The following is a 25,200-nucleotide window of genomic DNA, read 5'->3' as shown; positions in this document are numbered from 1 at the left end:
CCATGAGCAAGACCACGACAAGCGACGAGACGGCGGCAGGCCCCGAGGAGGGGGACCTCGGCGCGGCCGGTTCCCAGCTCTCCACGGCGCCCACCGACACCGTGGCGAACGTGCCCGGCCTCGGGGTCGTCGGCTGGGCCCGCTGGTTCTGGCGTCAGCTGACCTCCATGCGGGTCGCCCTGCTGCTCCTGCTGCTGGTGGCACTGGGCGCGATCCCCGGCTCGCTGATCCCGCAGACCGGCCAGGACGCCACCAAGGTCGCCGACTTCGCCAAGGCGCACCCGACGCTCGCGCCGGTCTACGAGAAGCTGGGCCTGTTCCACGTCTACAGCTCGGTGTGGTTCTCGGCCGTCTACATCCTGCTGTTCGTCTCCCTCATCGGCTGCATCGTGCCCCGCACCTGGCAGTTCGTGGGCCAGCTGCGCAGCCGCCCGCCGGGCGCCCCCAAGCGGCTGACCCGGCTGCCGGCGTACACCACGTGGCGGACGGACGCCGAGCCGGAGCAGGTCCGTGAGGCCGCCCTCGCCCTGCTGAAGAAGCGCCGCTTCCGGGCCCTCCCCCACAGTCTTAAGGACGTGGGAGGTGCCCCCATCGCCGGTGACGCGGTCTCCGCCGAGAAGGGCTACCTCCGCGAGGTGGGCAACCTCGCCTTCCACATCGCGCTCATCGTGATGCTGGTCGCCTTCGCCTGGGGCCAGCTCTTCAAGGCCGAGGGCAACAAGCTCCTCGTCGAGGGCAGCAGCGGCTTCTCCAACACCCTGATCGCCTACGACGACTTCAAGTCCGGCAACCTCTTCGGCGTCGACGACCTGAACCCGTTCAGCTTCACCCTGGACAAGTTCGAGGGGACGTACGAGAGGACCGGCCCCAACCGGGGCACCGCGCGCACCTTCCAGGCGGCCGTCACCTACAGCGTCGGCGCCTACGGCAAGGACCAGCGGGACGTCATCAGGGTCAACCACCCGCTGGAGATCGACGACTCGAAGATCTACCTCACCGCCCACGGCTACGCCCCGGTGATCACCGTCCGCGACGGCAAGGGGAACGTCGTGTTCGACGACGCGGTGCCGCTGCTGCCGCTGGACTCCAACGTCACCTCCAGCGGTGTCATCAGGGTCCTCGACGGCTACCGGAACGCCCGGGGCGTCACCGAGCAGCTCGGCATCTCGGCCTTCTTCCTGCCGACGTACACCGCCGGCAGCGAGACCGCCTCGACCTTCCCGGCGCTGGACAACCCGGTCCTGAACCTGGCGCCGTACCACGGCGACCTCGGGGTCAACTCGGGCATCCCGCAGAGCGTGTACCAGATGAACAAGACCAACATGAAGGAGTTCAAGGACTCCAAGGGCGCCCAGCTGCGGGAGAACCTCAAGCCCGGCGAGACCATGACACTGCCGAACGGCGCCGGCTCGGTCACCTACGAGGGCACCAGGCAGTGGGCCAACTTCCAGATCACCCAGCAGCCCGGCAGCGGCTGGGCGCTGGGCGGCGCGGTCGCCGCGATCTTCGGTCTGGCCGCCTCGCTGTTCATCCAGCGCCGCCGGGTGTGGGTGCGGGCGGTGCGGGGCGCCGACGGCGTCACCGTCGTCGAGATGGCCGGCCTCGGCCGCAGCGAGTCCGCGAAGCTCCCCGAGGAACTCGGCGACCTCGCCGGCGTCCTGTACGACCGGGCTCCCGGAGCCCCCGAACACCCCGACACCCCCGAACCCGAAGTCGTACCTGCCGAAGGGGCTGAGAAGTGACTCTCGCCGCCGCCACCAACGAACACCTCGCGAGTATCAGCAACACGCTGATCTACTCCTCGATGGCCGTCTACACCCTGGCCTTCTTCGCGTACATCGCGGAGTGGCTCTTCGGCAGCCGCAGCAAGGTCGGCCGGACCGCCGCCGCGCTCACCGCCACGGCGCAGGCCAGGGCGAAGGGCCCGGCCGTCACCGTCAAGAAGGACGGCGGCACCGCCGTGCTGGAGCGCCCGCAGGTCGTGGTGCGCTCGGCGGCCGGCGCGCGGGACCTGCCCGACGGGCCCGGCGCGCACGGCGGCGACGAGCAGGGCGACATGTACGGCCGGATCGCGATCTCCCTCACGGTGCTCGCGTTCCTGGTCGAGCTGGGCGGAGTGATCGCCCGCGCGGCCTCGGTGGAGCGGGCGCCGTGGGGCAACATGTACGAGTTCAACATCACCTTCTCCACGGTGGCCGTCGGTGTGTACCTCGGCCTGCTGGCGCTGAAGAAGAACGTCCGCTGGCTCGGCCTGTTCCTGATCACCACGGTCCTGCTGGACCTCGGTCTCGCGGTCACCGTCCTCTACACGGCGAGCGACCAGCTGGTCCCGGCCCTGCACTCGTACTGGCTGTACATCCACGTCTCCACCGCGATCTTCTGCGGCGCGGTGTTCTACGTCGGCGCGGTCGCCACGATCCTCTACCTCTTCAAGGACAGCTACGAGAACAAGCTGGCGACCGGCGGCAAGCCCGGCGCGTTCGCCAACTCGGTCCTCGACCGGCTGCCCGCCGCCGCGTCCCTCGACAAGTTCGCCTACCGCGTCAACGCGGCCGTCTTCCCGCTGTGGACCTTCACGATCATCGCGGGCGCGATCTGGGCGGGCGACGCCTGGGGCCGCTACTGGGGCTGGGACCCCAAGGAGACCTGGTCCTTCATCACCTGGGTCGCCTACGCCTGCTACCTGCACGCCCGCGCCACGGCCGGCTGGAAGGGCCGCAAGGCCGCCTACCTGGCCATGATCGCCTTCGGCTGCTGGCTCTTCAACTACTACGGCGTCAACATCTTCGTGACCGGCAAGCACTCGTACGCCGGGGTCTGACCCCCCGCTCGCCCATGATCCCGGCCTGCGGATTCCGCGGGCCGGGTCCACGCTGGAGGCATGCACCTCCTGGTACGTCTCCCGGTCGCCATGGAGACGGTCTGGCCGGCGGTGAGCACGCCGGACGGGATCGCGTCCTGGTGGACCGGGGTGGACCGGCTCGAACCCCGGCTGGGCGGCGCGGTCGTGCTGCGCGGGCCGGTGAAGGGCCGGGTCACGGCGTGGGACGTGGACCGGGTCGCCGAGTACACGCTGGAGGGCGCCGGCCGGATCCGCTTCCACCTGGAGCGGGACGGGGACGACGCCGCGGTCCTGCGGTTCACCGGCGCGTTCCCGGGAGAAGAGGGACGTGAACCGGAGTGGCGGGCCCGCCTGGAACACCTGGGCGCCACGCTGAGGCGCGCATGAGCAGGTGCCGCCCTCACGACGGCGGCAGGCATTCCTTCGCCGGAGGCTTTCCTTCCGGCCAGGCGATCCGGACGAAGACCGAACCGCCGTCGGGGTGGAGTTCCACGATCGGCACGGCCTTGTCGTAGGGATTGCCGTGGACGTCCAGACAGATCCAGCCGCTCGCCCCGCTCACCCGCAGCGAGCCCTTCACCTGCGGCCACTGCAGGCCGACGTCGGCCAGGGCCGGGGCGCTCGCGCCGTCGGGGGTGGCCTCGCGGATACCGTGGACGGCCAGGGTCAGCGCGTCGTAGGCGATGATCAGCTGGCCGTCGGCGAGGTCGACGGTCCCGATCGGGCCCACCGGGGCGTTCCCGGAGCGGGCGAGCAGATCGGTCAGCACCTTCAGGTCCGCCGCCGAACCGCCCGTCCGCGCCTTGTCCAGCGCCCAGGCGTCGCCGTGCGCCAGGGCGGTGTAGCGCACCGAGAGCCGGTGGCGCAGGGCGCCGCGGTCCAGCTTCTTGTCCCCGGTCAGGTACGAGCCCTCGTCCCCGGTCAGCACCGTGAAGCTCCGCTCCTGGCAGCCCCGGGTGCCGAGCGCGTTGATGAACTGGCGCAGCTGGGTGTGCCGGCCGGCGAACAGGATCGTGTCGGTCCGCGGCGAGGTGTCGCACACCAGGTGGGTGATCTGCCGGAACGTGTTCGCGGTCGTCCCCTCCCGGGTCCGGTCGGCGGGCGGCGTGAAGGGCTGCGGCTCGTAGGGCGAGCCCTTGAGCAGCGCGGCGAACGACGTCTGGAGCGTCCGTGTGTACGGATCGCCCGGCTTGTCGTACACCAGCAGCGCCCGCCCCGCGTCGACCTTCGCGAACGCGGCCAGCGCGCGGGCCTCGTCGGTGTTGGTGGGGGAGACCCGGGCCAGTCCGGGGAACGGGTCCTCGCCGTGCTGCCCGTTGGCGAGGTCGTCGGCGGTGATGGAGGCGCCGACCACCGGGATGCCCCGCCGGGTCAGCTCCGCGACGGCCTTCTTGTTGTCGTCGGTGCTCTGGCCGACCCCGGCGACCGCGCGCAGCCGGTCGCCACCCCTCGCCATCCGCTCCAGCTGGTCGACCGTCGTCCTCCAGTGCGCGCTCGTGGCACCGGGGTTCGCCAGCACCAGCCGGATCGCCGGCGCCTGCCCGTTGGAGCTGTGGTTGGCCTGGTACTGGGCCAGGTAGGCGCCCTGCACCTCGTGCTGGATGTCGCTGAGCGTCGAGGGGGTGGTGGCGGTGTACGGCAGCATCAGCGCGACCGTGACATAGGTGCCCTCCTTCAGCCGGTCGTTCTCGGCGTAGATCGCCCGGACGACGTCCCGCAGCCGGCGGTGCCCGAAGTCGTACGCCCCGGTCGCCACCCCCACGCATTCGTCGGCGCCGGGCGGCCGGGCCACCCCGGGCGCGCACGAGCGGTCCTCGCCGGTCAGCGCCCGTACGCCGAAGAACACGCCGGTGACCAGGGCGGCCGTGAGCAGCAGGGCCGTGTAGCGGTACAGCCGGATCTCCCAGACGTCCCGCAGCCACCGTCCGAGTGCGCTTCTGTCTCCCGCGGCCATCAGCCCTCCCCGTCGGTCCGCAGCGGCCGGCCCGCGAGGGCGTCCCGGGGCCAGGACCGGGAGGCCGCGAACAGCACTGCGCCCCCGGCGGGCCGCAGGTCGGACAGTTGCAGCAGCTCGTACTCCAGCCGCCCGCAGACCCGTGCGTCGGGCAGCACCAGCGGGTCGGTCACCTGCCACACCGCGTGCAGCAGCCGTCGTATCCGCAGGTGGAGCGAGGCGTCGACGCCCTCCGGGGGCTGCGCGTCCGCGTCGGTGCGGCCGAGCGCGATCGCCGTGCGCAGGTCGTCGTGGCCGTCCGTGTCCCGGCCGTCGGCGTCGTGCGCGTGGAAGTAGGGCGCGGTGGCGAGGAAACGCAGGGTGTCGAGCCAGTCGCGGGTGTCCCGCACCGGGAACGTGTCGCGCAGATGGGCGACCGCGCCGGCCGTGCCGCCGAGGGCGAGTTCGTGGTGGAGCCGGTAGCGGGCGTGGTCCGGGGTGCCGTCCTCACGGGTGTGGTGCCGGATCAGCGTCTCGTGGACCTCGCGCCACTTCGCGTGGTCGGCGCGACGGTGGTGCAGCCGGAGCAGCAGCAGGGTGCGCACGAACGGGTCGCCGACGAACTGGCCCGGCTCGGCCGCGAGCCCCTCCTCGGCCAGCCGCGCCCGCAGGGACCGTACGCCCGAGGAGCCGAAGTCCGCGGGCAGCCGGGCGTGGGCGAGCGCCACGGCGGAGTCGTGGTCGTGCGCGGCCGCCAGGACCGTCAGCTCGGCGAGCCGGTCGGCGGGGACCAGCCGCCGCAGCAGCTCGGCGTAGAGCGGCCGGCCGCCGTCGGTCTGCTCCTCGGTCAGCCTCACCCTGGCGGTCAGCAGCCGCCCCAGGGAGACGGCCTCCCGCGGGTGCCGGCGCGCGGCGGTGGCGAGCAGCACGATCCCGAGCGGGTTGCCGCCGGTCAGCCGGTGCGTGGCGTGCGGGAGCTGGGGCGGGAACTCGACGTCGTGGCAGATCGCCCCCACCATGTGCAGGGTGTCGTCCGGGGACAGCGGCGGCAGCGGCACCAGCAGCGCCCGCGAGGAGGGCGCGGGCCCCGGCTCCCACTCCGTCGCGCGGGCCACCTCGGGCAGCTCCCGCCGTACCGCGTCCGGCAGCACCGGATGGGCCGTGCCGCGTACGGTCGCCACGCACACCACCGGGTCCACGACCCCGTCCGCCCGGTCGCGCAGGACGGCGTCCAGCAGCCCGGGGCCGGGGCCGCCGCGCGCGTTGTCGAGCAGGACGAGCGGCCGGCCGAGCCGCCGCAGATGCGAGCCGAGCCCCGCGTACCCCTCCGCGAGGTCGGCCAGCAGAGCCCGCACCAGCCAGCGCTCGGCGTGCTCGCGGGAGGTGCCGCCGGCCCGGAAGTTCCCGGCGAGCAGCAGCAGTCCGCGCTGCGGGTTGCCGCCCGCGTTGGGGTAGGCGCGGTACCAGAGGGCGGGCTTGTGCTCCTTGTGCGAGGTGAAGCCCTCGGAGAGCGCCTCCAGCGTGGCCTCGACGGTCGCCGCGACGAACGGCCCGCCGCCGCTGGCCGCCGCGATCACCTTGGAGGCGACCTTCGCCGCCCAGCGTCCGGCGAGCGTGAAGTGCGTCCGGCGGTCGTTCAGCAGCAGGATCCGGGTCAGCTCCCGGCGGATCCGGTCCGAGTCGCTGCGCCCGCTCCAGTCGCTCGCCCGTACCGCGACCAGGCCCGCCGTCAGCCGGGGGAAGGAGAGCGCTCCGGCGGCCTTCACCGGCTCGGTGAGCTGCTCGGCCAGCACCAGCAGCGCCTGCCACACCGGCGACCAGGACTCGGGGCTCTCCTCGTGCGGCGGGCCGGCGAACTGCTCGTCCTCGCAGTCGATCAGCGCGAGCGGGGTGCGCTTGCGGGACTCGCCGCCCCGCAGCCGCTCGGTGTAGGCGTCGACCAGCTCGGCCAGCACCGCGCTCTTGCCCACTCCCCGCCCGCCGGCCAGGACCAGCAGCGGTGGCCCGGTGGGGTGTTCGGCCTTCTCGCCCTCATGGGCGTACGGTCTCAGTCCCACGAGCCGGGGCACCAGCCCGGGCGGCTCCACATCGAACAGCGCACCACGCCCGTACAACCGTCCGCGCACCGCACCTCCCCCAGGGCCGGTTACTCAACTCCAGGGTAAGGAGCGGTGGTTGGTGTGTGCCAGATCGCGTGGTGCCCGAATTGCGCCGCCCGCCCCGGTTCGGCTCACCACCGGTCCGCTCTCGACACGGCGCGCGCGGCGTTGCCCCGGGGTTCCGGTCGCACGAGAGTGGAGCCATGAACCCTGTGGATCAGGTGACCCTGGACCAGCCGACGGCCCGGACCTGGCTGGCCACGGCCGTCGCCGAGGCCCGCGCCGGGCTCGCCGAGGGCGGCATCCCGATCGGCGCCGCGCTCTACGGCCCCGACGGCACCCTGCTCGGCCGCGGCCGCAACCGGCGCGTCCAGGACGACGACCCCTCGACGCACGCGGAGACGGCCGCCTTCCGGGCGGCGGGCCGGCAGCGCTCCTACCGCGGCACCACCATGGTGACCACCCTCTCCCCTTGCTGGTACTGCTCCGGCCTGGTCCGGCAGTTCGGCATCTCGCGCGTCGTGGTGGGCGAGGCCACGACCTTTCACGGCGGTCACGACTGGCTCGCCGCACACGGCGTGGAGATCGTGCTGCTCGACGACCCCGGCTGCGTCGGGATGATGCACGACTTCGTCGAGCGGAACCCGGCGCTCTGGAACGAGGACATCGGTGTCTGAGCCGCGTATTCCCACGGTCGACCTCCGGCCCTGGCTCGACGGGGACGCGGAGGCCCGCGGAGCCGTCGCCCGCACCGTCGACGAGGCCCTGCAGACCGCCGGCTTCCTGCTGGTCACCGGCCATGGCGTGGACCCGTCCCTCCGCTCCCGCATCCGGGCGGCGGCCCGGACGTTCTTCACGCTGCCGGCCGAGGTCAAGCAGCCGTACGCCGTGAAGGTCGGCGGCCGGGGCTGGCTCGGGCCCGGCGCGGAGGCGAACGGCTACTCCGAGGGGACCGAGACCCCGCCGGACCTCAAGGAGTCCCTGACCTTCGCCACCGACGAGCCGTTCGCCGACCCGGTGGTCGACGCGGAGTGGTACGCGCCGAACGTCTGGCCCGCGGAGGTGCCGGAGCTGAAGGGGCTCTGCGAGGAGTACCTGGCGCGGATGGCGGGACTGGAGAAGCAGCTGCTGTCCCTGCTGGGCGAGGCCCTCGGCCTGGAGCCGGACTTCTTCTCCCGCCACATGGACCACCCCACCTACGGCTTCAACATCAACTGGTACCCCGGCACCGACGTCGTGGGCGAGCCGGAGCCCGGCCAGTTCCGGATCGGCCCGCACACCGACTTCGGCACGGTCACCATCCTCGACCGGCAGGCGGGCAAGGGCGGACTCCAGGTCTGGACGGAGGAGCGCGGCTGGCAGGACGCGCCCTTCGACCCGGCCGCCCTCACCGTCAACATCGGCGATCTGATGGCCCGTTGGACGGGCGACCGGTGGAGGTCGGGCCGGCACCGGGTGCTCCCGCCCCCGGCGGACGAGCCCGCCGAGGAACTCATGTCCCTCGTCTACTTCGGCGAGTGCACGCCCGGGACGATCGTGGAGTCCGTGCCGGCACCGGTGGGGCGCGTGGCGTACGAGGCGGTCGACTCGCATGTGTATCTGCGGGGGAAGCTGGACTCGATCACGGTGGAGTGACTCGGGGAATGGCCCGTTACCGCCGTGGCCTCCCCTCTCCTCCGCACCCATACTGAATCTTCACAGCAGCTTCACAAGGAGCGGTTGCGATGCACCATGCCTTCTAGGGAGGGGACCCCATCGTGAGGAAGTTATGCCTGACCGGGCGCCTGAGAGCGATCTCGGGTGTGCTCGCCGCCGGTGCGCTGATCGCCGGCCTCTCCGGTACGGCCGCGCACGCGTCGGAAACCGGCACGCTCGCCGCCGCCGCGGAGATCGGCATCCAGTTCAACCCCGACGGCGACGCCGGTCAGTGCGGCGGGACGACGGGACAGCAGTGGGGCACGTCTCCCGACTTCACCCGCGCGATCCGCTTCGACACCGACAACCGGCCGGGCGGCTGTCAGCTGGCCTTCGGTGTCTACGACCCGGACAACACCCTCGCGGGCGCGTCCCTCACGTACGGCTTCCAGGCGAGCCCCGGCGGCGACGCGGGGCAGTGCGGAAGCCAGGGCACCTACCGCATACCGATCCAGCGGTTCAGGACCTTCGGTCCCAGCGTCCGGGTCGACACCGACAACCGGCCCGGCTGGTGCAACCTCACCTTCACCGTGTCGGGCCGCTCCGACGTGGTCCTCGACGTGCAGTTCTACGCCGACGGCGACGGCGGGCAGTGCGTGAACGCGCTCCCCGCCGGCCAGTACCGCTCGGCGTTCGCGGGCAGCCCGGTGACCGTGGGCATCGACGCCGACGGCCGTTCCGGCGGCTGCCAGTTCCTGCTCCGGCTGAGGACCGTCTAGGAGTCCGACCGGTCCAGCACCGCGTAATCCGCGACGGCGCGGCGGTAGCGGGTGTGCCCGGTCTCCCGGGCGTGCCCGCTCTGCCACTCCTCGGTCTCGGCGCGGCCGGGGCGCGGGCCGGAGGCGGCGGGGCAGTGGGTGCAGGACGTCTCGTACTCGGCCCCGGCGGGGACGTCCGGGGCCGACGTGTACTCCGGCAGGCCCAGGAAGGCCGTGTGGTACCGGCGTTGATGGCGGCGGAGCAGGACGTTCGCGTCGGTCTCCGCGCTGCGGTCGCGCCGCGCGCGGGCCGCGTCACGCAGCCCGGCCAGGTCGGCGCAGGCGGCGCAGTCGCGGACGGGGACCGGCGGGCCGCCGTGCAGTGAACGGGAGTTGGCCGCGCGCAGGCTCGCGCTGAGCCGTTCGGCGGGGGTGGCGGGGCGGATCAGGTCCGGGCGGGCCTCCCACTCCCGGCCGCCGCCGAGGGGGCGCAGCAGGGCGTAGGGACCGGCCTTGCCCTGGTACTCGCCCACGGTGTCCGATCCGGGGTCGTAGACGACCGTTCCTGTTTCGAACCCGCTCTCGATGTGCTCGGTCATGGCCTGTCCGTTCCCTCTCCGTACCGACTTGGTCACCCTGGGTGTGTCGAGCGTGGCGGTCGGGCACGGTGCGTATCAATGCCCGACGTGTGACAAGGGCATTTGTCACGGAGGGGGCGGGGGGAGAGGGGGCGAGGAGCGTGACCACCAACGCCGCGCTGTTCGGCGAGCTTTTGCGCCACTTCCGGGAGGGCGCCTCGCTCACGCAGGAGGCGCTGGCGAAGGCGATCCCCTGCGACCGCTCGCTGGTGGCGAGGGTCGAGGCGGGGACGCGGGTGCCGCAGGAGCCGTTCGCCCGGACCTGCGACGAACTGCTGCGCACGGGCGGGGCGTTGCGGCGGCTGTGGGGGCGCATCGACTGGTATCCGCAGGTGGAGCATCCGGACTGGTTCGAGCGCCGGGCCCGGATGGACGCGGAGGCCGTGTCCCTGCGGGCCTATCAGGCGCACGTGGTGCCCGGCTTGTTGCAGACCGCCGACTACGCAGCCGCGCTCTTTGCCCGCCGCCTGTCCCACGCCGACGATGTGGACGAGCGCGTCCGGGCCCGACTCAGCCGCCAACAGCGCTTCTACGCCAAGGGCGGGCCCTATTACATCGTCGTGCTGGACGAGAGCTGCCTGCGGCATGTGGTGGGCGGGCGCGAGGTCATGCGGGAGCAGTGCGCACATCTCCTGCGGGCGGGGGAACTCCCCAATGTGCGCATCCAGGTGGTCCCGTCCGGACGCCCCGACATCGACCGGCCCGACACCTCGATGTCGTTGATCAGGCTGCCCGACGGGCAGGAGTGGGTGTACTCGGAATCGCTGGACCGGGGCCACTTCAGCGACGATCCGGCCATCTTTCTCGCGCACAGCCAGACCTATGATGTGCTCAGGGCCGATGCATTGTCAGCCTCTGACTCCGCCGCCCTGATCTGTGGCGTGATGGAAGGGTATGGGCACTATGGCGACCTGGATCAAGAGCAGCTACAGCGGGGCCAACGGCGGCGACTGCCTCGAAATCGCCCCCGAATCCACCTCCGTCGTCCCCGTCCGTGACAGCAAGACCCCCGACGGCCCCGTCCTCCTCGTCCCGCGGAGCGCCTGGGCCGCCTTCGTGGCGTCCCTGGGCGATCAGCCGTAGCGAGATCCGCCGCGCGAACCCCGCTCAGCTCTCCTTCGGCTCCTCGCCCGACTCGCGGCGCCGCAGTTCTTCCTCGCGCCGGCGCAGGTCGTCCTCCCAGTTCTTCAGGAGCCGCTCGTCGTTCCTGGCCTGCTCGTCCTTCAGCGACTTGAGGAACTCGGGGTTGTCGTCGGGGGCCACCCACGTCCTGCCGCCCCGGCCGGGCGCGGCGCGCACCTTGCCCGCCACCAGCCAGGCCACGGGACCGATCAGCACTTCGCCGAAGAGCAGGATGATCAGCACCCACGCCACCTTCGGCAGGCCCCGCACCTCGTTCTCCGGAGTGTTCAGGCAGTCGATGAACGCGTAGATCCACAGCGCCAGGACCAGCAGGAACGGCAGATACCTGAGCATGGCGGCGGGTTCCCCCAGAAGACGGCGACGGGCCACGGGACGGCCCCCGGTGACGGGGTCAGGGTAGCGGGTGGCCGATACTGGGACACATGGCTTACGACGATCTTCGTTCCCTGCTCAGGGCACTGGAGCGGGAAGGCGACCTCAAGCGCGTGAAGGCCGAGGTCGATCCGTATCTGGAGGTCGGGGAGATCGTCGACCGCGTCCAGAAGTCCGGCGGTCCCGCGCTTCTCTTCGAGAACGTGAAGGGCTCGTCGATGCCCCTCGCGATGAACGTCTTCGGCACCGACCGGCGGCTGCTGAAGGCGCTCGGGCTGAAGTCGTACGGCGAGATCAGCGAGAAGATCGGCGGCCTGCTGCGGCCCGAGCTGCCGCACGGATTCGTCGGGGTCCGCGAGGCGTTCGGCAAGCTCGGCGCGATGACCCACGTACCGCCGAAGAAGGTGAAGTCCGGGGACGCCCCGGTGCAGGAGGTCGTCCTGCACGGCGACGACGTCGACCTGGAGCAGCTCCCGGCGCTCTTCACCTGGCCGCAGGACGGCGGCTCGTTCTTCAACCTCGGCCTCACCCACACCAAGGACCCCGAGTCCGGTATCCGCAACCTCGGTCTGTACCGGCTCCAGCGCCACGACCGGCGCACCATCGGCATGCACTGGCAGATCCACAAGGACAGCCGCAACCACTACCAGGTGGCGGCCCGGCGCGGGGAGCGGCTGCCGGTCGCGATCGCCTTCGGCTGCCCGCCCGCCGTGACGTACGCCTCCACCGCGCCGCTCCCCGGTGACATCGACGAGTACCTGTTCGCCGGGTTCCTCGCGGGCAAGCGGATCGAGATGGTCGACTGCAAGACCGTGCCGTTGCAGGTGCCGGCGCAGGCGGAGGTCGTGCTGGAGGGCTGGCTGGAGCCGGGCGAGATGCTCCCCGAGGGCCCCTTCGGCGACCACACCGGCTTCTACACCCCGCGGGAACCGTTCCCCGCGCTGACGATCGACTGCGTCACGATGCGCCGGCGCCCCCTGCTCCAGTCGATCGTCGTCGGCCGCCCCCCGACGGAGGACGGGCCGCTGGGCAGGGCGACCGAGCGGTTCTTCCTGCCGCTGCTGAAGATCATCGTCCCGGACATCGTGGACTACCACCTCCCCGAGGCGGGCGGCTTCCACAACTGCGCGATCGTGTCGATCGACAAGAAGTACCCCAAGCACGCGCAGAAGGTCATGCACGCCGTCTGGGGCGCCCACATGATGTCCCTGACCAAGCTGATCGTGGTCGTGGACTCCGACTGCGACGTCCACGATCTGCACGAGGTCGCCTGGCGGGCCCTCGGCAACACGGACTACGCCCGTGACCTGAGCATCGTCGAAGGCCCCGTCGACCATCTCGACCATGCCTCCTACCAGCAGTTCTGGGGCGGCAAGGCGGGCATCGACGCGACGAAGAAGTGGCCCGAGGAGGGCTACACGCGCGACGGGGGCTGGCCGGACATGGTCCTGCCCGACCCCGACACGGCGGCGAAGGTCGACCGCCGCTGGAAGGAGTACGGCCTGTGAGCTCCGCCTCCGCAGCGCTCCCGCAGCCGGGACGCACCAAGGCCTTCCTGCGGCTGGTGATGATCGAGCACTCGGTCTTCGCGCTGCCCTTCGCCTACATCGCCGCGCTGACCGCGATGTTCCAGCTCGACAGGAACATCCACTGGGGGCGGCTGCTCCTGGTGACGGTCTGCATGGTCGGCCTGCGCACCTTCGCCATGGCCGTCAACCGGATCATCGACCGCGAGATCGACGCCCGGAACCCGCGCACGGCCCACCGTGAGCTGGTCACCGGGGCGATGTCGGTGAAGCACGCCTGGACCGGCGCGCTGATCGCGGTGGCCGTCTTCCTCGGCTCGGCGGCGATGCTCAACCCGCTCTGCCTCGCCCTCGCGCCGGTCGCCGTGATCCCGATGGTGGTCTACCCCTACGGGAAGCGCTTCACGAACTTCCCGCAGGCCATCCTGGGGCTCGCCCAGGCGATGGGGCCGGTCGGCGGCTGGCTGGCCATCACCGGTGAGTGGTCCTGGGACGCGGTCGTCCTCGGTCTCGCCGTCGGCATCTGGATCGGCGGTTTCGACCTGATCTACGCCTGCCAGGACGTCGAGACGGACCGCGAGATCGGCGTCATGTCGGTCCCGGCCCGCTTCGGCATCCCCGCGGCCGTTCAGGGGGCGCGCCTCTGCCACGCCGTCACCACGGCCCTGTTCGTCTGGTACGCCCTCGCCACCGGCGCCGGTGCCTTCTTCTGGCTCGGACTGGTGATCGTCGCGGGTGCCTTCGTCTACGAGCACACCATCGTGCGCCCCCATGATCTGTCCCGTCTGAACAGGGCGTTCTTCTCGACGAACGGTTTCATCGGGATCAGCCTGTTCGTCTGTGCGCTCGCCGACCTCCTGATGCGCGGGCTCACGGTGTAGGTCCCGTCCTGAAGACCCTGCTGCCCACCGGTACGCTCAAGGTGTGAACGCAGGAGAAACGCAGCGCGTGCCTTGGATCGTGGGGGTGTCCGGGGCGTCCGGTACGCCGTACGCCGCCGCGGTGCTGCGGGCGCTGCTCGCCGGGGGCGAGAGCGTGGACCTGGTGGTCAGCCGGGCCTCGCGGCTCACCCTGCTCGACGAGACCCGGATCTCCTTCCGGGACGCGCACTGGCGGGACGACCTGCGGGAATGGCTCGGGCGGGGGGCCGACGGCAAGCCGGGCACCTTCGACGCCGACGTCAGCGCGGTGCGGTACTGGGCCGCCGGGGACCTGGCGGCGGGGCCGTCCTCGGGGTCGTACCGCACGAGGGGGATGATCATCGTCCCGGCCTCGACCGCCTGTGTCGCCGGGGTCGCGCTCGGGCTGTCCAAGGACCTGCTCCAGCGGGCCGCCTCCGTCACGCTCAAGGAACGCCGGCCGCTCGTCGTCGCCGTACGGGAGACCCCGCTGAACGGGCAGACCCTGCGTCAGCTGGTGACCCTGGACGACCTGGGCGCCGCCGTGGTCCCGGCCTCGCCCGCCTTCTACGCGGGCGCCACCCACATCCAGGACCTGGTCGACTTCGTCGCCGGACGGGTGCTCGACGCGGCGGGTGTCGCGCACGGGCTCTACCGCCGGTGGGAGGGCGAACTGGGCGGCGGATCCGGAACCCGGGACGCCTGAGCGGCATCGTCTTCAGTGCGTCGCAGGACGTCCGCAGGACGTCGCATCAGGTCGCAATGTCGCAGTACGTGGCAGTACGTCGTAGTACCTCTCATCACTTCAGGAAGGCTTCGATTCGCATGGACGCGGTGGACAGGCAGCTCATCCAGGCCCTGCGGGAGAACGGCCGGGCCTCCTACGCGGAGCTGGGGCGCCTCGTCGGCCTGTCGGGACCCAGCGTCACCGACCGCATCAACCGGCTGGAGGCGGCCGGTGTCATCACCGGTTATCGCGCCACGGTGAACGCCGCCCAGCTCGGCCTCGGCGTCACCGCCCTCATCGGCATCTCCCTCTCCGACGCCGCCGACCACGAGGAGGTGGCGAGCAGGCTGCGGGACTTCGGCGAGATCGAGGACTGCTGGTTCATCGCCGGCGACGACTCGTTCATGCTCAAGGTGCGGGCGAACGACGTGGACGGCCTGGAGAAGATCATCAGGCGGCTGTCGGGGACCAAGGGCGTCTCCCGGACCCGTACCACCATCGTGCTCTCCACGAAGTGGGAGAACCGGGTCGGGGAGCTTCCCGAGGAGGTCTGAAGCGGTAGGCGTACGGTGGGTCAGTCGCTGGTCGAGGAAAGGTGTGGGCATGGACGTCGGGCTCAAGCGCGAGCTGGAGGAGAAGGTCAGGGCCGGTGAGCGGCTGACCCGTGAGGACGGCATCGCGCTGTACGAGTCGGACGACCTGGCGTGGCTCGGCGGCCTCGCCCACGAGGTGCGCACCCGCAAGAACGGTGACGTGGTGCACTTCAACGTCAACCGGCACCTCAACATGACCAACGTGTGCACCGCCTCCTGCGCCTACTGCTCCTTCCAGCGCAAGCCGGGCGAGAAGGACGCGTACACGATGCGCATCGAGGAGGCGGTGAAGCTCGCCAAGGCGATGGAGAGCGAGAACCTCACCGAGCTGCACATCGTCAACGGCCTGCACCCGAACCTGCCCTGGCGCTACTACCCGCGCTCGCTGCGGGAGCTGAAGGCGGCCCTGCCGGACGTCTCCCTGAAGGCCTTCACGGCCACCGAGATCCACCACTTCGAGACGATCTCCGGGCTGTCGGCCTCGGAGATCCTCGACGAGCTGATCGACGCGGGTCTGGAGTCCCTCACCGGCGGCGGCGCGGAGATCTTCGACTGGGAGGTCCGGCAGCACATCGTGGACCACCGCACCCACTGGGAGGACTGGTCCCGCATCCACCGCCTGGCGCACGAGAAGGGCCTCAAGACCCCGTGCACCATGCTGTACGGCCACATCGAGGAGCCCCGCCACCGGGTCGACCACGTGCTGCGCCTGCGTGAGCTCCAGGACGAGACGAACGGCTTCCAGGTCTTCATCCCGCTGCGCTACCAGCACGACTTCGTGGACATGAAGGACGGCAAGGTCCGCAACCGGCTCCAGGCCCGCACCCAGATGGCGACCGGCGCGGAGGCCCTGAAGACCTTCGCGGTCTCCCGGCTGCTGTTCGACAACGTCCCGCACGTCAAGGTCTTCTGGGTCATGCACGGCGTCCAGACCGCGCAGCTCGCGCTCCAGCACGGCGCGGACGACATGGACGGCTCGGTCGTCGAGTACAAGATCACCCACGACGCCGACAACTACGGCACCCCCAACAAGCTGACCCGCGAGGACCTCCTCGACCTCATCCGCGACGCGGGCTTCCGCCCGGTGGAACGGAACACGCGCTACGAGATCATCCGCGAGTACGACGGCCCGGACCCCCTGCGCCGGGAGTCGCCGCAGGCGATGCGGGTCTGACCTCGCGCGCGGGCCGTGGGGGGCCGGTCGGACGGTTCCCCACGCCCTCGGGTTGGACTCGACGGCACGGGGTTACTCGGAGGCCGTGAGTTCCCGCGCCGAAGCCCCCGAGGACGCCTACACCGCGGCACCCTTCGTCCCCGACCACGGAGGGCTGACCGCGCTGCGGCGGGCAGCCGCCGACTGCCGCGGCTGTCCCCTGCACCGGGACGCCACCCGGACGGTCTTCGGCGCGGGCTCCGCCCACGCCCGCGTGATGCTCGTCGGGGAACAGCCCGGCGACCAGGAGGACCGCCGGGGCAGACCGTTCGTCGGCCCGGCCGGAAAGCTCCTGGACCGCGCGCTGGAGGAGGCCGGCCTGGACCCCGCGGACGCGTACGTCACCAACGCCGTCAAGCACTTCAAGTTCACCCGGGCCGAACCGCGCAAGCGCCGTATCCACAAGGCCCCCACCCTGCGCGAGGCGGCCGCGTGCGGGCCCTGGCTCGCGGCCGAGCTGGCGGTCGTCGGCCCGGAACTGATCGTCGTGCTCGGCGCCACCGCCGGCAAGGCGCTGCTCGGCTCCTCCTTCCGGGTGACCGAGGTGCGCGGGACGGTCCTGGAGGAGGAGATCCACGGACGCCGGGAGCGGCTGGTGCCGACGGTGCACCCGTCGTCGGTCCTGCGCGCCGACGACCGGGAGGCCGCCTACCGGGGACTGGTCGCGGATCTGGAGGTGGCGGCACGGGCTCTGGCGCAGAACACCGGACGGTAAGACGTACGATGGCGATGTGGCCCTTACCTTCACGCTCGATCCGCCCGTCGACCCCGCCCTGCGCGACGGGGTGCTCGACCTGTGGACCGACGTCTCCAACGCGGGCGGGGCCGTCGGGTTCGTGCCGCCGGTGGGGCGTGAGGAGGTGCGGCCGGAACTGGTGAGGCACCTCGTGGCCATGGCCGAGGGGCGCCACCGGCTGCTCGTCGGGCGGGACGAGTCCGGCGAGGTGGCCGCGACCGCGTTCTTCGCCTTCAACACGCACCGGCTGATGACCCACTGGGTGTGGCTCTACACGGTGATGGTCCACCCCCGCCACCAGGGCAGGGGCTACGGCCGCGACCTGCTGGCGGCCGCCGCCGACGCCGCGCGCGCCTTCGAGGGCATCGACGCGATCCGGCTCACCTGCCGGGGCGGGCTGGGCCTGGAGCGGTTCTACGGCTCCTGCGGCTACCGCGAGGCCGGCCGGGTCCCCGGCGCCATCCGGGTCGCTCCCGGCGACGACCGCGACGACATCACCATGCTGCTGCCGCTCACCTGACCGCCCGCACCCCCGTGCAGGACCGGCGGCCCGGCGTGCTTCACTGGACGACGGCCCCTTTTGGGGCCCTTTCGGGACAGGGACAAGGAAGAGTGGATTGAGATGCTGCGCTACACGCTGATGCGCCTCGGCGTCTTCGCCGGCTGCCTCCTGGCCGTCTGGGGCCTGGTCTACGCCGGTGTCCTGCCGCGCGGCCTCGGCGACTCCAACGGCATGTGGATCGTCCTGCTCGCGCTGGTCGTCTCCGCGCCCATCAGCTTCGTCGTCCTGCGCGCGGAGCGCGACCGGGCCTCGGTGAGCGTCGTGCAGCGGGTGGACCGGATGAAGGCCAACCTGGAGGCCAACCGCACCCAGGAGGACGAGGCGGTCGACGCGGCCGAGGCGCAGGCCCGGTCCACGTCCTCGACCCAGAGTCAGCCCTCCTGACGGAGTTCACTTGCGGCCGGTCCAACTAGGCTGGCCCCATGGGTGCCGTGAAGACCAAACGGATGCCACGCGCGGTCCGTGAGCAGCAGATGCTGGACGCCGCCGTGGAGATCTTCGGGCAGCGCGGGTACATGGCCGCGTCCATGGACGAGATCGCCGAACTGGCGGGCGTCTCCAAGCCGTTGGTGTACCTGTACCTGAACTCCAAGGAAGACCTCTTCATCGCCTGCATCCGCCGTGAGGCGCGGGCGCTGGTGGACGCGGTGCGGTCGGGCGTCCGTACCGATCTGCCGGCCGACCGCCGGCTCTGGGACGGTCTGCTGGCGTTCTTCGTGCACACCGCCGCCCATCCGCACGCCTGGTCCGTCGTGCACCTCCAGGCCCGCACGCACGGCGAGGCCTTCGCCGCCGAGGCCGCCGCGATGCGGGAGGAGATCGTCGCCTTCGTCACCCACCTCATAGCCGTGGGGGCCCGCGAGGCCCATCGTGACCCCGATCTTCCCGAGCGGGAGGTCGCCGGGCTCGCCGAGGCGCTCGTCGGCGCGGCCGAGTCGCTCGCCGTCTGGGCCAACGCCGGCGAGGGCGTCACGGCCCGGCAGGCCGCGGCCACCCTGATGAACTTCGCGTGGGCGGGTCTGGGCGACCTGACGCACGGCCGGTCCTGGTCCCCGCCGCCCGCCGACGACGTGTCCCTGACATGACACTTGTCATGCGGGGCGCAGGACGCGCGGCACTGGGCCGCCCCCGCCCGCCGCTCCTACTGTTCTTCCCATGACGAAGCCCAGCGCGGACAAGACGCAGAAGACGGACATCAAGATCAGCCTCATCGGCGGTCACCGGCTCGACGGCGCCACCCTGCACGAGCGCACCCTGACCGTCTCCCTCGTCGGCGGAGCCGATGTCGACCTGACGGACGTGGACATCCCGGACGGCGCCGAGCTGCGGATCACCAAGCTGAGCCTCATCGGCGGCGTCTCCCTCAAGGTCCGCCCCGACGTCCGGGTGGAGGTCCGGGGCCTGCGCCTCGGCGGTGTCCGCGACACGGGCCCCACCGAGCCGAACGGCCCGACGGTCCGTATCGAGGCCTGGGGCCTGGTCGGCGGAGTCTCCGTCCACCGCCCCTGACGTGTCGGTGGTCCGCCCCGGGTGCACCCGTCCGCTCAGAACGTGAGCCGGTCCACCCGTCCGCTCACATGGAGCCGCGCCGCCGCCTCCCCCGTCCCGCGCAGCTCGAACCGTACGCCGTCCGAGGCGAACGCCACCGTCCCCGGCAGCAGCACCGGCGCCCGGAACTCCGCCCGGACCCGCACGGCCGGCGGGGTGCCATGGGCGGCGAGACAGCGGGCGACGGTCCACATGCCGTGGGCGATGGCGCGCGGGAAACCGAAGAGGCGCGCGGTGAGCGGGTGCAGGTGGATGGGGTTGCGGTCGCCGGAGGCGGCCCCGTAACGCCGGCCGACGTCGGCGGCGAGCCGCCACTCGTCGAGGAGGGGGAGGGGCGCGGCGCCCCCCGGCTCCGAGTCGGCGGGCGGAGCCGACGCCTCCCGCCCGGTACGGTGCCGGGCCAGATACGTGCTCGTCGACTCCCATACGACGGCGTCCGCCTCCCCGAGCGCGTCCGCCTCCCGAAGCCGCGTCACCACGAACGCCTCCGTGCCGCGCCGGTGCGGCGCCAACCGGTCGACGTACACGCAGAGTTCGTACGTCCCGGCGGCGGCGAGCGGCCGGTGCCGGGTGATGTCGATCGAGGTGTGGACGAGACCGAGCAGCGGGAGCGGGAAGTCCCGGCCGCTCATCAGGCTCATGGCCAGCGGGAAGCCCAGCACATGCGGGTAGGTGAGCGGCAGGGCGTCCTCGCCGGTGGGGAAGCCGCACACCCGCTCGTAGGCCGCCAGCCGGGTGAGGTCGACACGCAGTCCGGGCAGGACCAGCCGGCTGCCGGTGAAGTCGGCGCCGGGCGCGGGCCGTTTGAACGGCGAGCGCAGGGCCCCGCGGGCCAGCAGCGGGACGAGGGCGGGGGAGGAGGAGAGGGTCGTGACCGCCGCCATCACGCCCCCAGCAGGCTCTGGCCGCACACCCGTACGACCTGTCCGTTGACCGCGCCGGACGCCGGGTGCGCGAGCCAGGCGGTGGTCTCGGCGACGTCGGCGGGCAGCCCGCCTTGCGCGAGGGAGTTCATCCGGCGGCCCGCCTCCCGGATGAACAGCGGCACCGCGGCCGTCATGGCGGTCTCGATGAAGCCGGGGGCGACCGCGTTCACCGTCACCCCGTGCTCGGCGAGCGCGCGCGGCGCGAGGGCACGGACCAGCCCGGCCACGCCCGCCTTGCTCGCGCCGTAGTTGGTCTGCCCCGCGTTGCCCGCGAGCCCGGCGATGGAGGCGGTCGCCACGATCCGCCCGCCGGTGCGCAGGGTGCCCTTGGCGAGCAGCGCGTCGGTGGTGCGCAGCACACTCGCGAGGTTGACGTCGAGGACCGAACTCCAGCGCTCGGCGGGCATGTTGACCAGCCGGCGGTCGCGGGTGACGCCCGCGTTGTGGATCAGCAGATCGAGTCCGTCCGGGAGTTCGGCGGCGATCCGCTCGCCCGCGTCGGCGGCCGTGATGTCGAGGGCGAGGGCCCTGCCGCCCAGCCGTTCGGCGACCCGCCGGGCGTCCTGCTCGGCCTGCGGGACGTCGAGGACGACGACCTCGGCGCCGTCCCTGGCGAGGGTCTCGGCGACGGCCTCGCCGATGCCGCGCGCGCCGCCGGTGACGAGGGCGGTGCGGCCGGCGAGGGGGAGGTCCGGGAAGTCGTGGGGACGGTCGGTCCGGCCCGGGGAGGGCTGCTGCCGCGTGCCGACCTCGATGACCTGGCCGCTGACGTAGGCCGACTTGGGGGAGAGCAGGAAGCGCAGGGTGGACTCGGCGGCGGCGGCGTCGGTGAGCCGCAGGAGGTTCACCGTCCGGCCGCGGCCGATCTCCTTGCCGAGGGAGCGGGTGAATCCCTCCAGGGCCTGCTGCACGGCCGCCCGGTGGTGGTCGTCGTCGGCGTCGAGGGGGGAGCCGAGGACCACGATCCGGCCGCTCGCCGCGACCGACCGGACCACCGGGTGCAGGGCCGCGTGCACCTCGGCGAGGGTGTCGACGTCCCGGACCCCGGTCGCGTCCAGGACCACGGCGGCGGGGTCGGCGGTGCCGAGGGGGAGACCGGTGCGGGCGAGGACCGGAGTGAGGTCGAGGGCGGACGTCCCGGCCGTAAGGTGATGCAAGGCGCCTGTGAGGAACGGACGTTCGGGTGACCAGCGCCTGAGTGCCGCCGGCTGCGGAAGCCCGAGCCGTCGGGTGAGGAAGCGGCCGGGTGCGGTGGCGGTGAAACTCAGATAGCGGTCGGCCATGTTCGTCTCGTCTCCCACGGGCTCGGCTGACTGAAAAAGTTGCTTACTCCGGAGTAAGGTTACCCGGGGTAAGTCTAGGTCAAGGGTGAGGAGCAGGTCGAGATGAGTACCTCGGAGCCGTCGCGGGCGAGTACCTCGGAGCCGTCGAAGGTGACCTATCTGAGGGGCGCACGCAAACCCGCGTTCGAACCCCCGCGCGCCCGCCGCGTCGCGGTGATCGGCGGCAGCCGGACCCCCTTCGCCCGCTCCGACGGCCCCTACGCCACCGCCTCCAACCAGGAGATGCTCACGGCCGCGGTCAACGGCCTGGCCACCCGCTACGGGCTCGACGTGCCCGGTGTCGTCGGCGAGGTCGTCGCCGGCGCCGTCCTCAAGCACAGCCGCGACTTCAACCTCACCCGGGAGACCGTCCTCGGCTCCAGGCTCGACCCGCGCACCCCCGCCTACGACATCCAGCAGGCCTGCGGCACCGGCCTCCAGGCCGTCATCGCCGCCGCCAACAAGATCGCCCTCGGCCAGACCGAATCGGCCGTCGCGGGCGGCGCCGACACCGCGAGCGACGCCCCGCTCGGCGTCAACGACGCCCTCCGCCGCATCCTGCTCCAGGCCCGCCGCGCCCGGACGACCGCCGGCCGCCTCAAGGCCCTCGCCCGGATCCGCCCCTCCCACCTGGTCCCCGACATCCCGCGCAACGCCGAACCGCGCACCGGCCTGTCCATGGGCGAGCACGCGGCGGTCACCGCCCGCGCCTGGGGCATCGAGCGCGAGGCCCAGGACGAACTGGCCGCCACCAGCCACCAGCGGCTGGCCGCCGCGTACGAACGGGGCTTCTTCGGCGATCTGGTCGTCCCCTTCCGCGAGCTGACCCGCGACCAGAACCTGCGCCCGGACTCCACCGTGGAGAAACTCGCCGCACTGAAGCCGGTGTTCGGCACCGACGGGCCGAACCCCACCATGACGGCGGGCAATTCGACCCCGCTCACCGACGGCGCGGCGGTCGTCCTGCTCGCCTCCGAGGAGTGGGCCGAGGTCCGGGGCCTGGAACCGCTCGCCTACCTCACGGTGTACGAGACGGCAGCCGTCGACTTCGTCCACGGCGACGTCGGCAAGGGGGAGGACGGCCTGCTGATGGCCCCCGCCTACGCCGTACCGCGCATGCTGGAGCGGGCCGGTCTCGGCATCGAGGACTTCGACCTGGTGGAGGTCCACGAGGCCTTCGCCTCCCAGGTGCTGGCCACGCTCGCCGCCTGGGAGAAGCAGGGCCTGGCCCCGGTGGACCGCGACAAGCTCAACGTCGCCGGCTCCTCCCTCGCCACCGGCCACCCCTTCGCCGCCACCGGCGCCCGGATCGTCGCGACCCTGGCCAAACTGCTCGCCGAACGGGGAGTCCCGGGACGGGGGCTGATCTCGATCTGTGCGGCGGGCGGCCAGGGCGTCACGGCCGTGCTCGAACGCCCCTGACCGGCCCGCCGGAGAACGATCGAACCGGAGGTCGGGGCGGGCGCCCGAACCCCTGTCACCTCACCCCGACATTGCACAGCCCTGACCCCGGATCATCCCCGAACACGCACAAGCCCCCCACGCCAACGCCGTACGATCCCCTACCTAACCGTCGGTAACCCCTTTCTTCGGGGCCATCCAGATGAACGCCTCCATACCCGAGGCACGTACGTCTTTGCAGCAAGCAGTTCTTTCGCGCTGCACGCCAAGGGAGCCGCCCGTGTCCACGCCCTACGCCACCTCGACCGACTTCGCCGACGCTCCCCCCGCCCTCGTGGAACCCGAGACGCGCCGGCTGGACGGTCATGTGCGCGAGGCCGCCGTACCGGCGTTCGCCCAGCCGGTCACCCACGGCTCCCTCGCCGACCTGCCCTACGACAACGCCGCCGCCGCCCCGCAGGCGGTCGTCCTCAGCCGCAAGGAGCGGGACGCCACCTGGACCGACGTCACGGCCGAGGACTTCGCCGCCCAGGTGCACGCGGTGGCCAAGGGGCTGATCGCGGAAGGGCTGATGCCGGGCGACCGGATCGCCGTCATGGCCCGTACGACGTACGAGTGGACGCTGCTCGACTTCGCCGCCTGGGCGGCCGGCCTGGTCACCGTCCCCATCTACCCCACCTCCTCCGTCTTCCAGACCCGCTGGATCCTCCAGGACTCCGGCGCGGTCGCCCTGGTCACCGAGACCCTCGCCCAGGCCGCCGCCCTCGGCCCCGAGCGCGACCGGCTGCCCGACCTCCAGCACATGTGGGTGATGGAGAAGGGGCACGTGGAGCGCCTCGGCGAGGCCGGTGTCCACGTCCCCGACGGCGAAGTGGCGGTACGGCGCGGGGTGCTCGGCCCCGACACCCTCGCCACCCTCATCTACACCTCCGGCACCACCGGCCGCCCCAAGGGGTGCGCGCTCAGCCACGGCAACTTCTTCGCCGAGGTCGACAACGCGATCGAACTCCTCTACCCGGTCTTCAAGTCGAAGGGCGACAGCCGGGGCGAGGACGTCTCCGTCCTCCTCTTCCTGCCCATGTCCCACGTCTTCGGCCGGATGGTGGCGATCGCCTGCATCCGCGCCCGGGTCCGCCTCGGCCACGCCCCGAGCCTGAAGGCCGACGAACTCCTCCCGGACCTGGCGGCCTTCAGACCCACCTGCCTGCTCTCCATCCCCTACATGCTGGAGAAGGTGTTCAACACGGCCCGGGCGAAGGCCGAGGCGGGCGGCCGCCTCACCACCTTCGACCGGGCCGTGTCCGTCGCCCGCCGCTACGGCGAGGCCGTCGAGGCGCAGAAGACCGGCACCGCGTCCGGCCCCGGCGCCGCCCTGCGGGCCGCCCGCACCTTCTACGACCCGCTGGTCTACCGCCGTATCCGCAACGCCATGGGCGGCCGGGTCCGCCACGCCATCTGCGGCGGCTCCCCGCTGGGCCGCCGCCTCTCCTCGTTCTACCTGGGCGCGGGCATCGAGATCTACGAGGGCTACGGCCTCACGGAGACGACCGGCGCGTCCACGGTCACCCCGCCCCTCAAACCCCGCCTGGGCACGGTCGGCTGGCCGCTGCCCGGCACGAAGATCCGGATAGCCGCCGACGGCGAGATCCTCATCGCCGGCGACCACGTCCTGCGCGGCTACTGGGACCCGGCGGCGGGCGGAGTCGTCCCCGCCGCCCCCGACGGCTGGCTGCCGACGGGCGACCTGGGCGCACTGGACGACGAGGGCTACCTGACGATCACCGGCCGCAAGAAGGAAATGATCATCACGGCGGGCGGCAAGAGCGTGGCCCCCGCCCCCCTGGAGAACTGGCTCCGCTCCCACCCCCTGATCTCCCAGGCCCTGGTCCTCGGCGACGACCGCCCCTACGTCTCCGCCCTCCTGACCCTCGACCCGGACGGCCTCACCCACTGGCGCAACATGAACGGCAAGCACCCGGTCCCGGTGGAACTGCTGCTCGGCGACGAGGAGTTGTACGCCGTGCTCCAGCGCGCGATCGACGAGGCCAACAAACTGGTCTCCCGCCCGGAGTCCATCCGCCGCTTCACCGTCCTCCCGGTGGACTTCACCGAGACGGCGGGCCACCTGACCCCCTCGATGAAACTCCGCCGCGAGACGATCCTGCGCGACTTCTCGGACGAGGTGGAGGGGCTGTACCCGCAGTAGGACGGCCGCCAGGACGATCGCCGCCCCAGGGGCGCCCGCCCGGTTGCCGCGCCCCCTGTGACATGTCCTACTTTGGCGGCCCGGTGATGGCGCAGGTCAGGAACCGCCCATGATTCGGGAA

At 72.0% G+C, this 25,200-nt stretch carries 26 protein-coding genes; 20 read left to right on the top strand and 6 right to left on the bottom strand.

The features are described 5' to 3' along the window. Nucleotides 1-2 precede the first annotated feature (2 nt). From U5640_RS18800 to U5640_RS18790, 3 genes are read left to right on the top strand one after another with little or no spacing between them, the layout of a single operon-like run. Nucleotides 3-1,742: a cytochrome c biogenesis protein ResB gene (locus U5640_RS18800; RefSeq protein ID WP_340376918.1), complete on the top strand. Its 1,740-nt coding sequence runs from the start codon at nucleotides 3-5 to the stop codon at nucleotides 1,740-1,742. After that, entirely contained in the window at nucleotides 1,739-2,821 is a 1,083-nt protein-coding gene (gene ccsB / locus U5640_RS18795) for a c-type cytochrome biogenesis protein CcsB (protein WP_340376917.1), read from the top strand. The genes U5640_RS18800 and ccsB overlap by 4 nt, the downstream gene beginning before the upstream one ends. Nucleotides 2,822-2,881: 60 nt before the next feature. Then, the gene (locus tag U5640_RS18790) at nucleotides 2,882-3,229 is read left to right on the top strand and encodes a hypothetical protein (protein ID WP_340376916.1); all 348 of its coding nucleotides are present in this window, start codon (nucleotides 2,882-2,884) and stop codon (nucleotides 3,227-3,229) included. 13 nt (nucleotides 3,230-3,242) lie between these two features. Here the strand turns inward: U5640_RS18790 and U5640_RS18785 are convergent, their stop codons facing one another. Continuing rightward, entirely contained in the window at nucleotides 3,243-4,796 is a 1,554-nt protein-coding gene (locus U5640_RS18785; protein ID WP_340376915.1) for a hypothetical protein, read from the bottom strand. Then, nucleotides 4,796-6,901 (bottom strand): hypothetical protein, encoded by a 2,106-nt coding sequence (locus tag U5640_RS18780; protein WP_340376914.1) that lies wholly within the window; start codon nucleotides 6,899-6,901, stop codon nucleotides 4,796-4,798. Before U5640_RS18780 ends, U5640_RS18785 begins: the two co-directional genes overlap by 1 nt. 176 nt (nucleotides 6,902-7,077) lie before the next feature. Here U5640_RS18780 and U5640_RS18775 point away from each other — a divergent pair, with 176 nt between their 5' ends. The 3 genes from U5640_RS18775 (at nucleotide 7,078) to U5640_RS18765 (ending at nucleotide 9,288) form a co-directional block, all read left to right on the top strand. After that, nucleotides 7,078-7,551, top strand: a complete 474-nt coding sequence (locus tag U5640_RS18775) for a nucleoside deaminase (protein WP_340376913.1) — start codon at nucleotides 7,078-7,080, stop codon at nucleotides 7,549-7,551. Beyond that, entirely contained in the window at nucleotides 7,544-8,509 is a 966-nt protein-coding gene (locus U5640_RS18770; protein WP_340376912.1) for a 2-oxoglutarate and iron-dependent oxygenase domain-containing protein, read from the top strand. Before U5640_RS18775 ends, U5640_RS18770 begins: the two co-directional genes overlap by 8 nt. A gap of 122 nt (nucleotides 8,510-8,631) precedes the next feature. Then, nucleotides 8,632-9,288, top strand: a complete 657-nt coding sequence (locus U5640_RS18765) for a hypothetical protein (protein WP_340376911.1) — start codon at nucleotides 8,632-8,634, stop codon at nucleotides 9,286-9,288. On the opposite strand, the gene U5640_RS18760 is transcribed toward U5640_RS18765, so the two are convergent. Next, nucleotides 9,285-9,866 (bottom strand): hypothetical protein, encoded by a 582-nt coding sequence (locus U5640_RS18760; RefSeq protein ID WP_340376910.1) that lies wholly within the window; start codon nucleotides 9,864-9,866, stop codon nucleotides 9,285-9,287. The genes U5640_RS18765 and U5640_RS18760 overlap by 4 nt on opposite strands. 140 nt (nucleotides 9,867-10,006) lie before the next feature. Here U5640_RS18760 and U5640_RS18755 point away from each other — a divergent pair, with 140 nt between their 5' ends. Both U5640_RS18755 and U5640_RS18750 read left to right on the top strand, forming a co-directional pair. Next, nucleotides 10,007-10,903, top strand: a complete 897-nt coding sequence (locus U5640_RS18755) for a helix-turn-helix transcriptional regulator (protein WP_340376909.1) — start codon at nucleotides 10,007-10,009, stop codon at nucleotides 10,901-10,903. Next, nucleotides 10,866-10,988 carry a DUF397 domain-containing protein gene (locus U5640_RS18750; RefSeq protein ID WP_340385194.1) on the top strand — a complete coding sequence of 41 codons (123 nt, stop codon included), beginning with the start codon at nucleotides 10,866-10,868 and terminating at the stop codon, nucleotides 10,986-10,988. Before U5640_RS18755 ends, U5640_RS18750 begins: the two co-directional genes overlap by 38 nt. Nucleotides 10,989-11,012: 24 nt before the next feature. Here U5640_RS18750 and U5640_RS18745 read toward each other — a convergent pair whose 3' ends face one another. Further along, nucleotides 11,013-11,381, bottom strand: a complete 369-nt coding sequence (locus U5640_RS18745) for a PLD nuclease N-terminal domain-containing protein (protein WP_340376908.1) — start codon at nucleotides 11,379-11,381, stop codon at nucleotides 11,013-11,015. Nucleotides 11,382-11,470: 89 nt separating this feature from the next. Here U5640_RS18745 and U5640_RS18740 point away from each other — a divergent pair, with 89 nt between their 5' ends. The 10 genes from U5640_RS18740 to U5640_RS18695 all read left to right on the top strand — a co-directional run bounded on the left by U5640_RS18740 (nucleotide 11,471) and on the right by U5640_RS18695 (nucleotide 19,185). Next, complete coding sequence (locus tag U5640_RS18740; RefSeq protein ID WP_340376907.1) at nucleotides 11,471-12,928, top strand: menaquinone biosynthesis decarboxylase; 1,458 nt, start codon at nucleotides 11,471-11,473, stop codon at nucleotides 12,926-12,928. Next, a complete protein-coding gene (gene mqnP, locus U5640_RS18735) occupies nucleotides 12,925-13,827 on the top strand; it encodes a menaquinone biosynthesis prenyltransferase MqnP (RefSeq protein ID WP_340376906.1) in 903 nt (300 codons plus the stop codon). The genes U5640_RS18740 and mqnP overlap by 4 nt, the downstream gene beginning before the upstream one ends. A gap of 67 nt (nucleotides 13,828-13,894) precedes the next feature. Further along, complete coding sequence (locus tag U5640_RS18730; protein WP_340376905.1) at nucleotides 13,895-14,551, top strand: UbiX family flavin prenyltransferase; 657 nt, start codon at nucleotides 13,895-13,897, stop codon at nucleotides 14,549-14,551. A gap of 119 nt (nucleotides 14,552-14,670) precedes the next feature. Beyond that, nucleotides 14,671-15,126, top strand: a complete 456-nt coding sequence (locus tag U5640_RS18725; RefSeq protein ID WP_340376904.1) for an Lrp/AsnC family transcriptional regulator — start codon at nucleotides 14,671-14,673, stop codon at nucleotides 15,124-15,126. Nucleotides 15,127-15,175: 49 nt separating this feature from the next. Continuing rightward, complete coding sequence (gene mqnE, locus U5640_RS18720; protein WP_340376903.1) at nucleotides 15,176-16,339, top strand: aminofutalosine synthase MqnE; 1,164 nt, start codon at nucleotides 15,176-15,178, stop codon at nucleotides 16,337-16,339. Nucleotides 16,340-16,424: 85 nt separating this feature from the next. Beyond that, nucleotides 16,425-17,093: a UdgX family uracil-DNA binding protein gene (locus tag U5640_RS18715; protein ID WP_340376902.1), complete on the top strand. Its 669-nt coding sequence runs from the start codon at nucleotides 16,425-16,427 to the stop codon at nucleotides 17,091-17,093. Nucleotides 17,094-17,109: 16 nt separating this feature from the next. Then, nucleotides 17,110-17,634, top strand: a complete 525-nt coding sequence (locus U5640_RS18710) for a GNAT family N-acetyltransferase (protein ID WP_340376901.1) — start codon at nucleotides 17,110-17,112, stop codon at nucleotides 17,632-17,634. 102 nt (nucleotides 17,635-17,736) lie between these two features. Further along, nucleotides 17,737-18,060 carry a DUF4229 domain-containing protein gene (locus U5640_RS18705; RefSeq protein ID WP_340376900.1) on the top strand — a complete coding sequence of 108 codons (324 nt, stop codon included), beginning with the start codon at nucleotides 17,737-17,739 and terminating at the stop codon, nucleotides 18,058-18,060. A gap of 38 nt (nucleotides 18,061-18,098) precedes the next feature. Further along, nucleotides 18,099-18,761 carry a TetR/AcrR family transcriptional regulator gene (locus U5640_RS18700; RefSeq protein ID WP_340376899.1) on the top strand — a complete coding sequence of 221 codons (663 nt, stop codon included), beginning with the start codon at nucleotides 18,099-18,101 and terminating at the stop codon, nucleotides 18,759-18,761. 70 nt (nucleotides 18,762-18,831) lie between these two features. Then, nucleotides 18,832-19,185 carry a hypothetical protein gene (locus tag U5640_RS18695; protein WP_340376898.1) on the top strand — a complete coding sequence of 118 codons (354 nt, stop codon included), beginning with the start codon at nucleotides 18,832-18,834 and terminating at the stop codon, nucleotides 19,183-19,185. Between the two features lie 35 nt (nucleotides 19,186-19,220). Here U5640_RS18695 and U5640_RS18690 read toward each other — a convergent pair whose 3' ends face one another. Both U5640_RS18690 and U5640_RS18685 read right to left on the bottom strand, forming a co-directional pair. Continuing rightward, nucleotides 19,221-20,108, bottom strand: coding sequence for a MaoC/PaaZ C-terminal domain-containing protein (locus U5640_RS18690; protein WP_340376897.1), 888 nt, complete (start codon nucleotides 20,106-20,108; stop codon nucleotides 19,221-19,223). Next, on the bottom strand, nucleotides 20,108-21,433 hold the full coding sequence (locus U5640_RS18685; RefSeq protein WP_340385192.1) for a 3-oxoacyl-ACP reductase: 1,326 nt from the start codon (nucleotides 21,431-21,433) through the stop codon (nucleotides 20,108-20,110). Before U5640_RS18685 ends, U5640_RS18690 begins: the two co-directional genes overlap by 1 nt. Before the next feature lie 102 nt (nucleotides 21,434-21,535). Here U5640_RS18685 and U5640_RS18680 point away from each other — a divergent pair, with 102 nt between their 5' ends. Next, a complete protein-coding gene (locus U5640_RS18680) occupies nucleotides 21,536-22,894 on the top strand; it encodes an acetyl-CoA C-acetyltransferase (protein ID WP_340376896.1) in 1,359 nt (452 codons plus the stop codon). 259 nt (nucleotides 22,895-23,153) lie between these two features. Beyond that, nucleotides 23,154-25,079 carry an AMP-binding protein gene (locus tag U5640_RS18675; protein WP_340376895.1) on the top strand — a complete coding sequence of 642 codons (1,926 nt, stop codon included), beginning with the start codon at nucleotides 23,154-23,156 and terminating at the stop codon, nucleotides 25,077-25,079. Nucleotides 25,080-25,200: the final 121 nt, after the last annotated feature.

Origin of the sequence: Streptomyces sp. SS7, from assembly GCF_037993025.1 — a bacterium.
Taxonomy (GTDB): domain Bacteria; phylum Actinomycetota; class Actinomycetes; order Streptomycetales; family Streptomycetaceae; genus Streptomyces.
The sequence above is the reverse complement of the archived record's forward strand: the minus strand, read 5'-3'. Positions and strand labels throughout refer to the sequence as shown.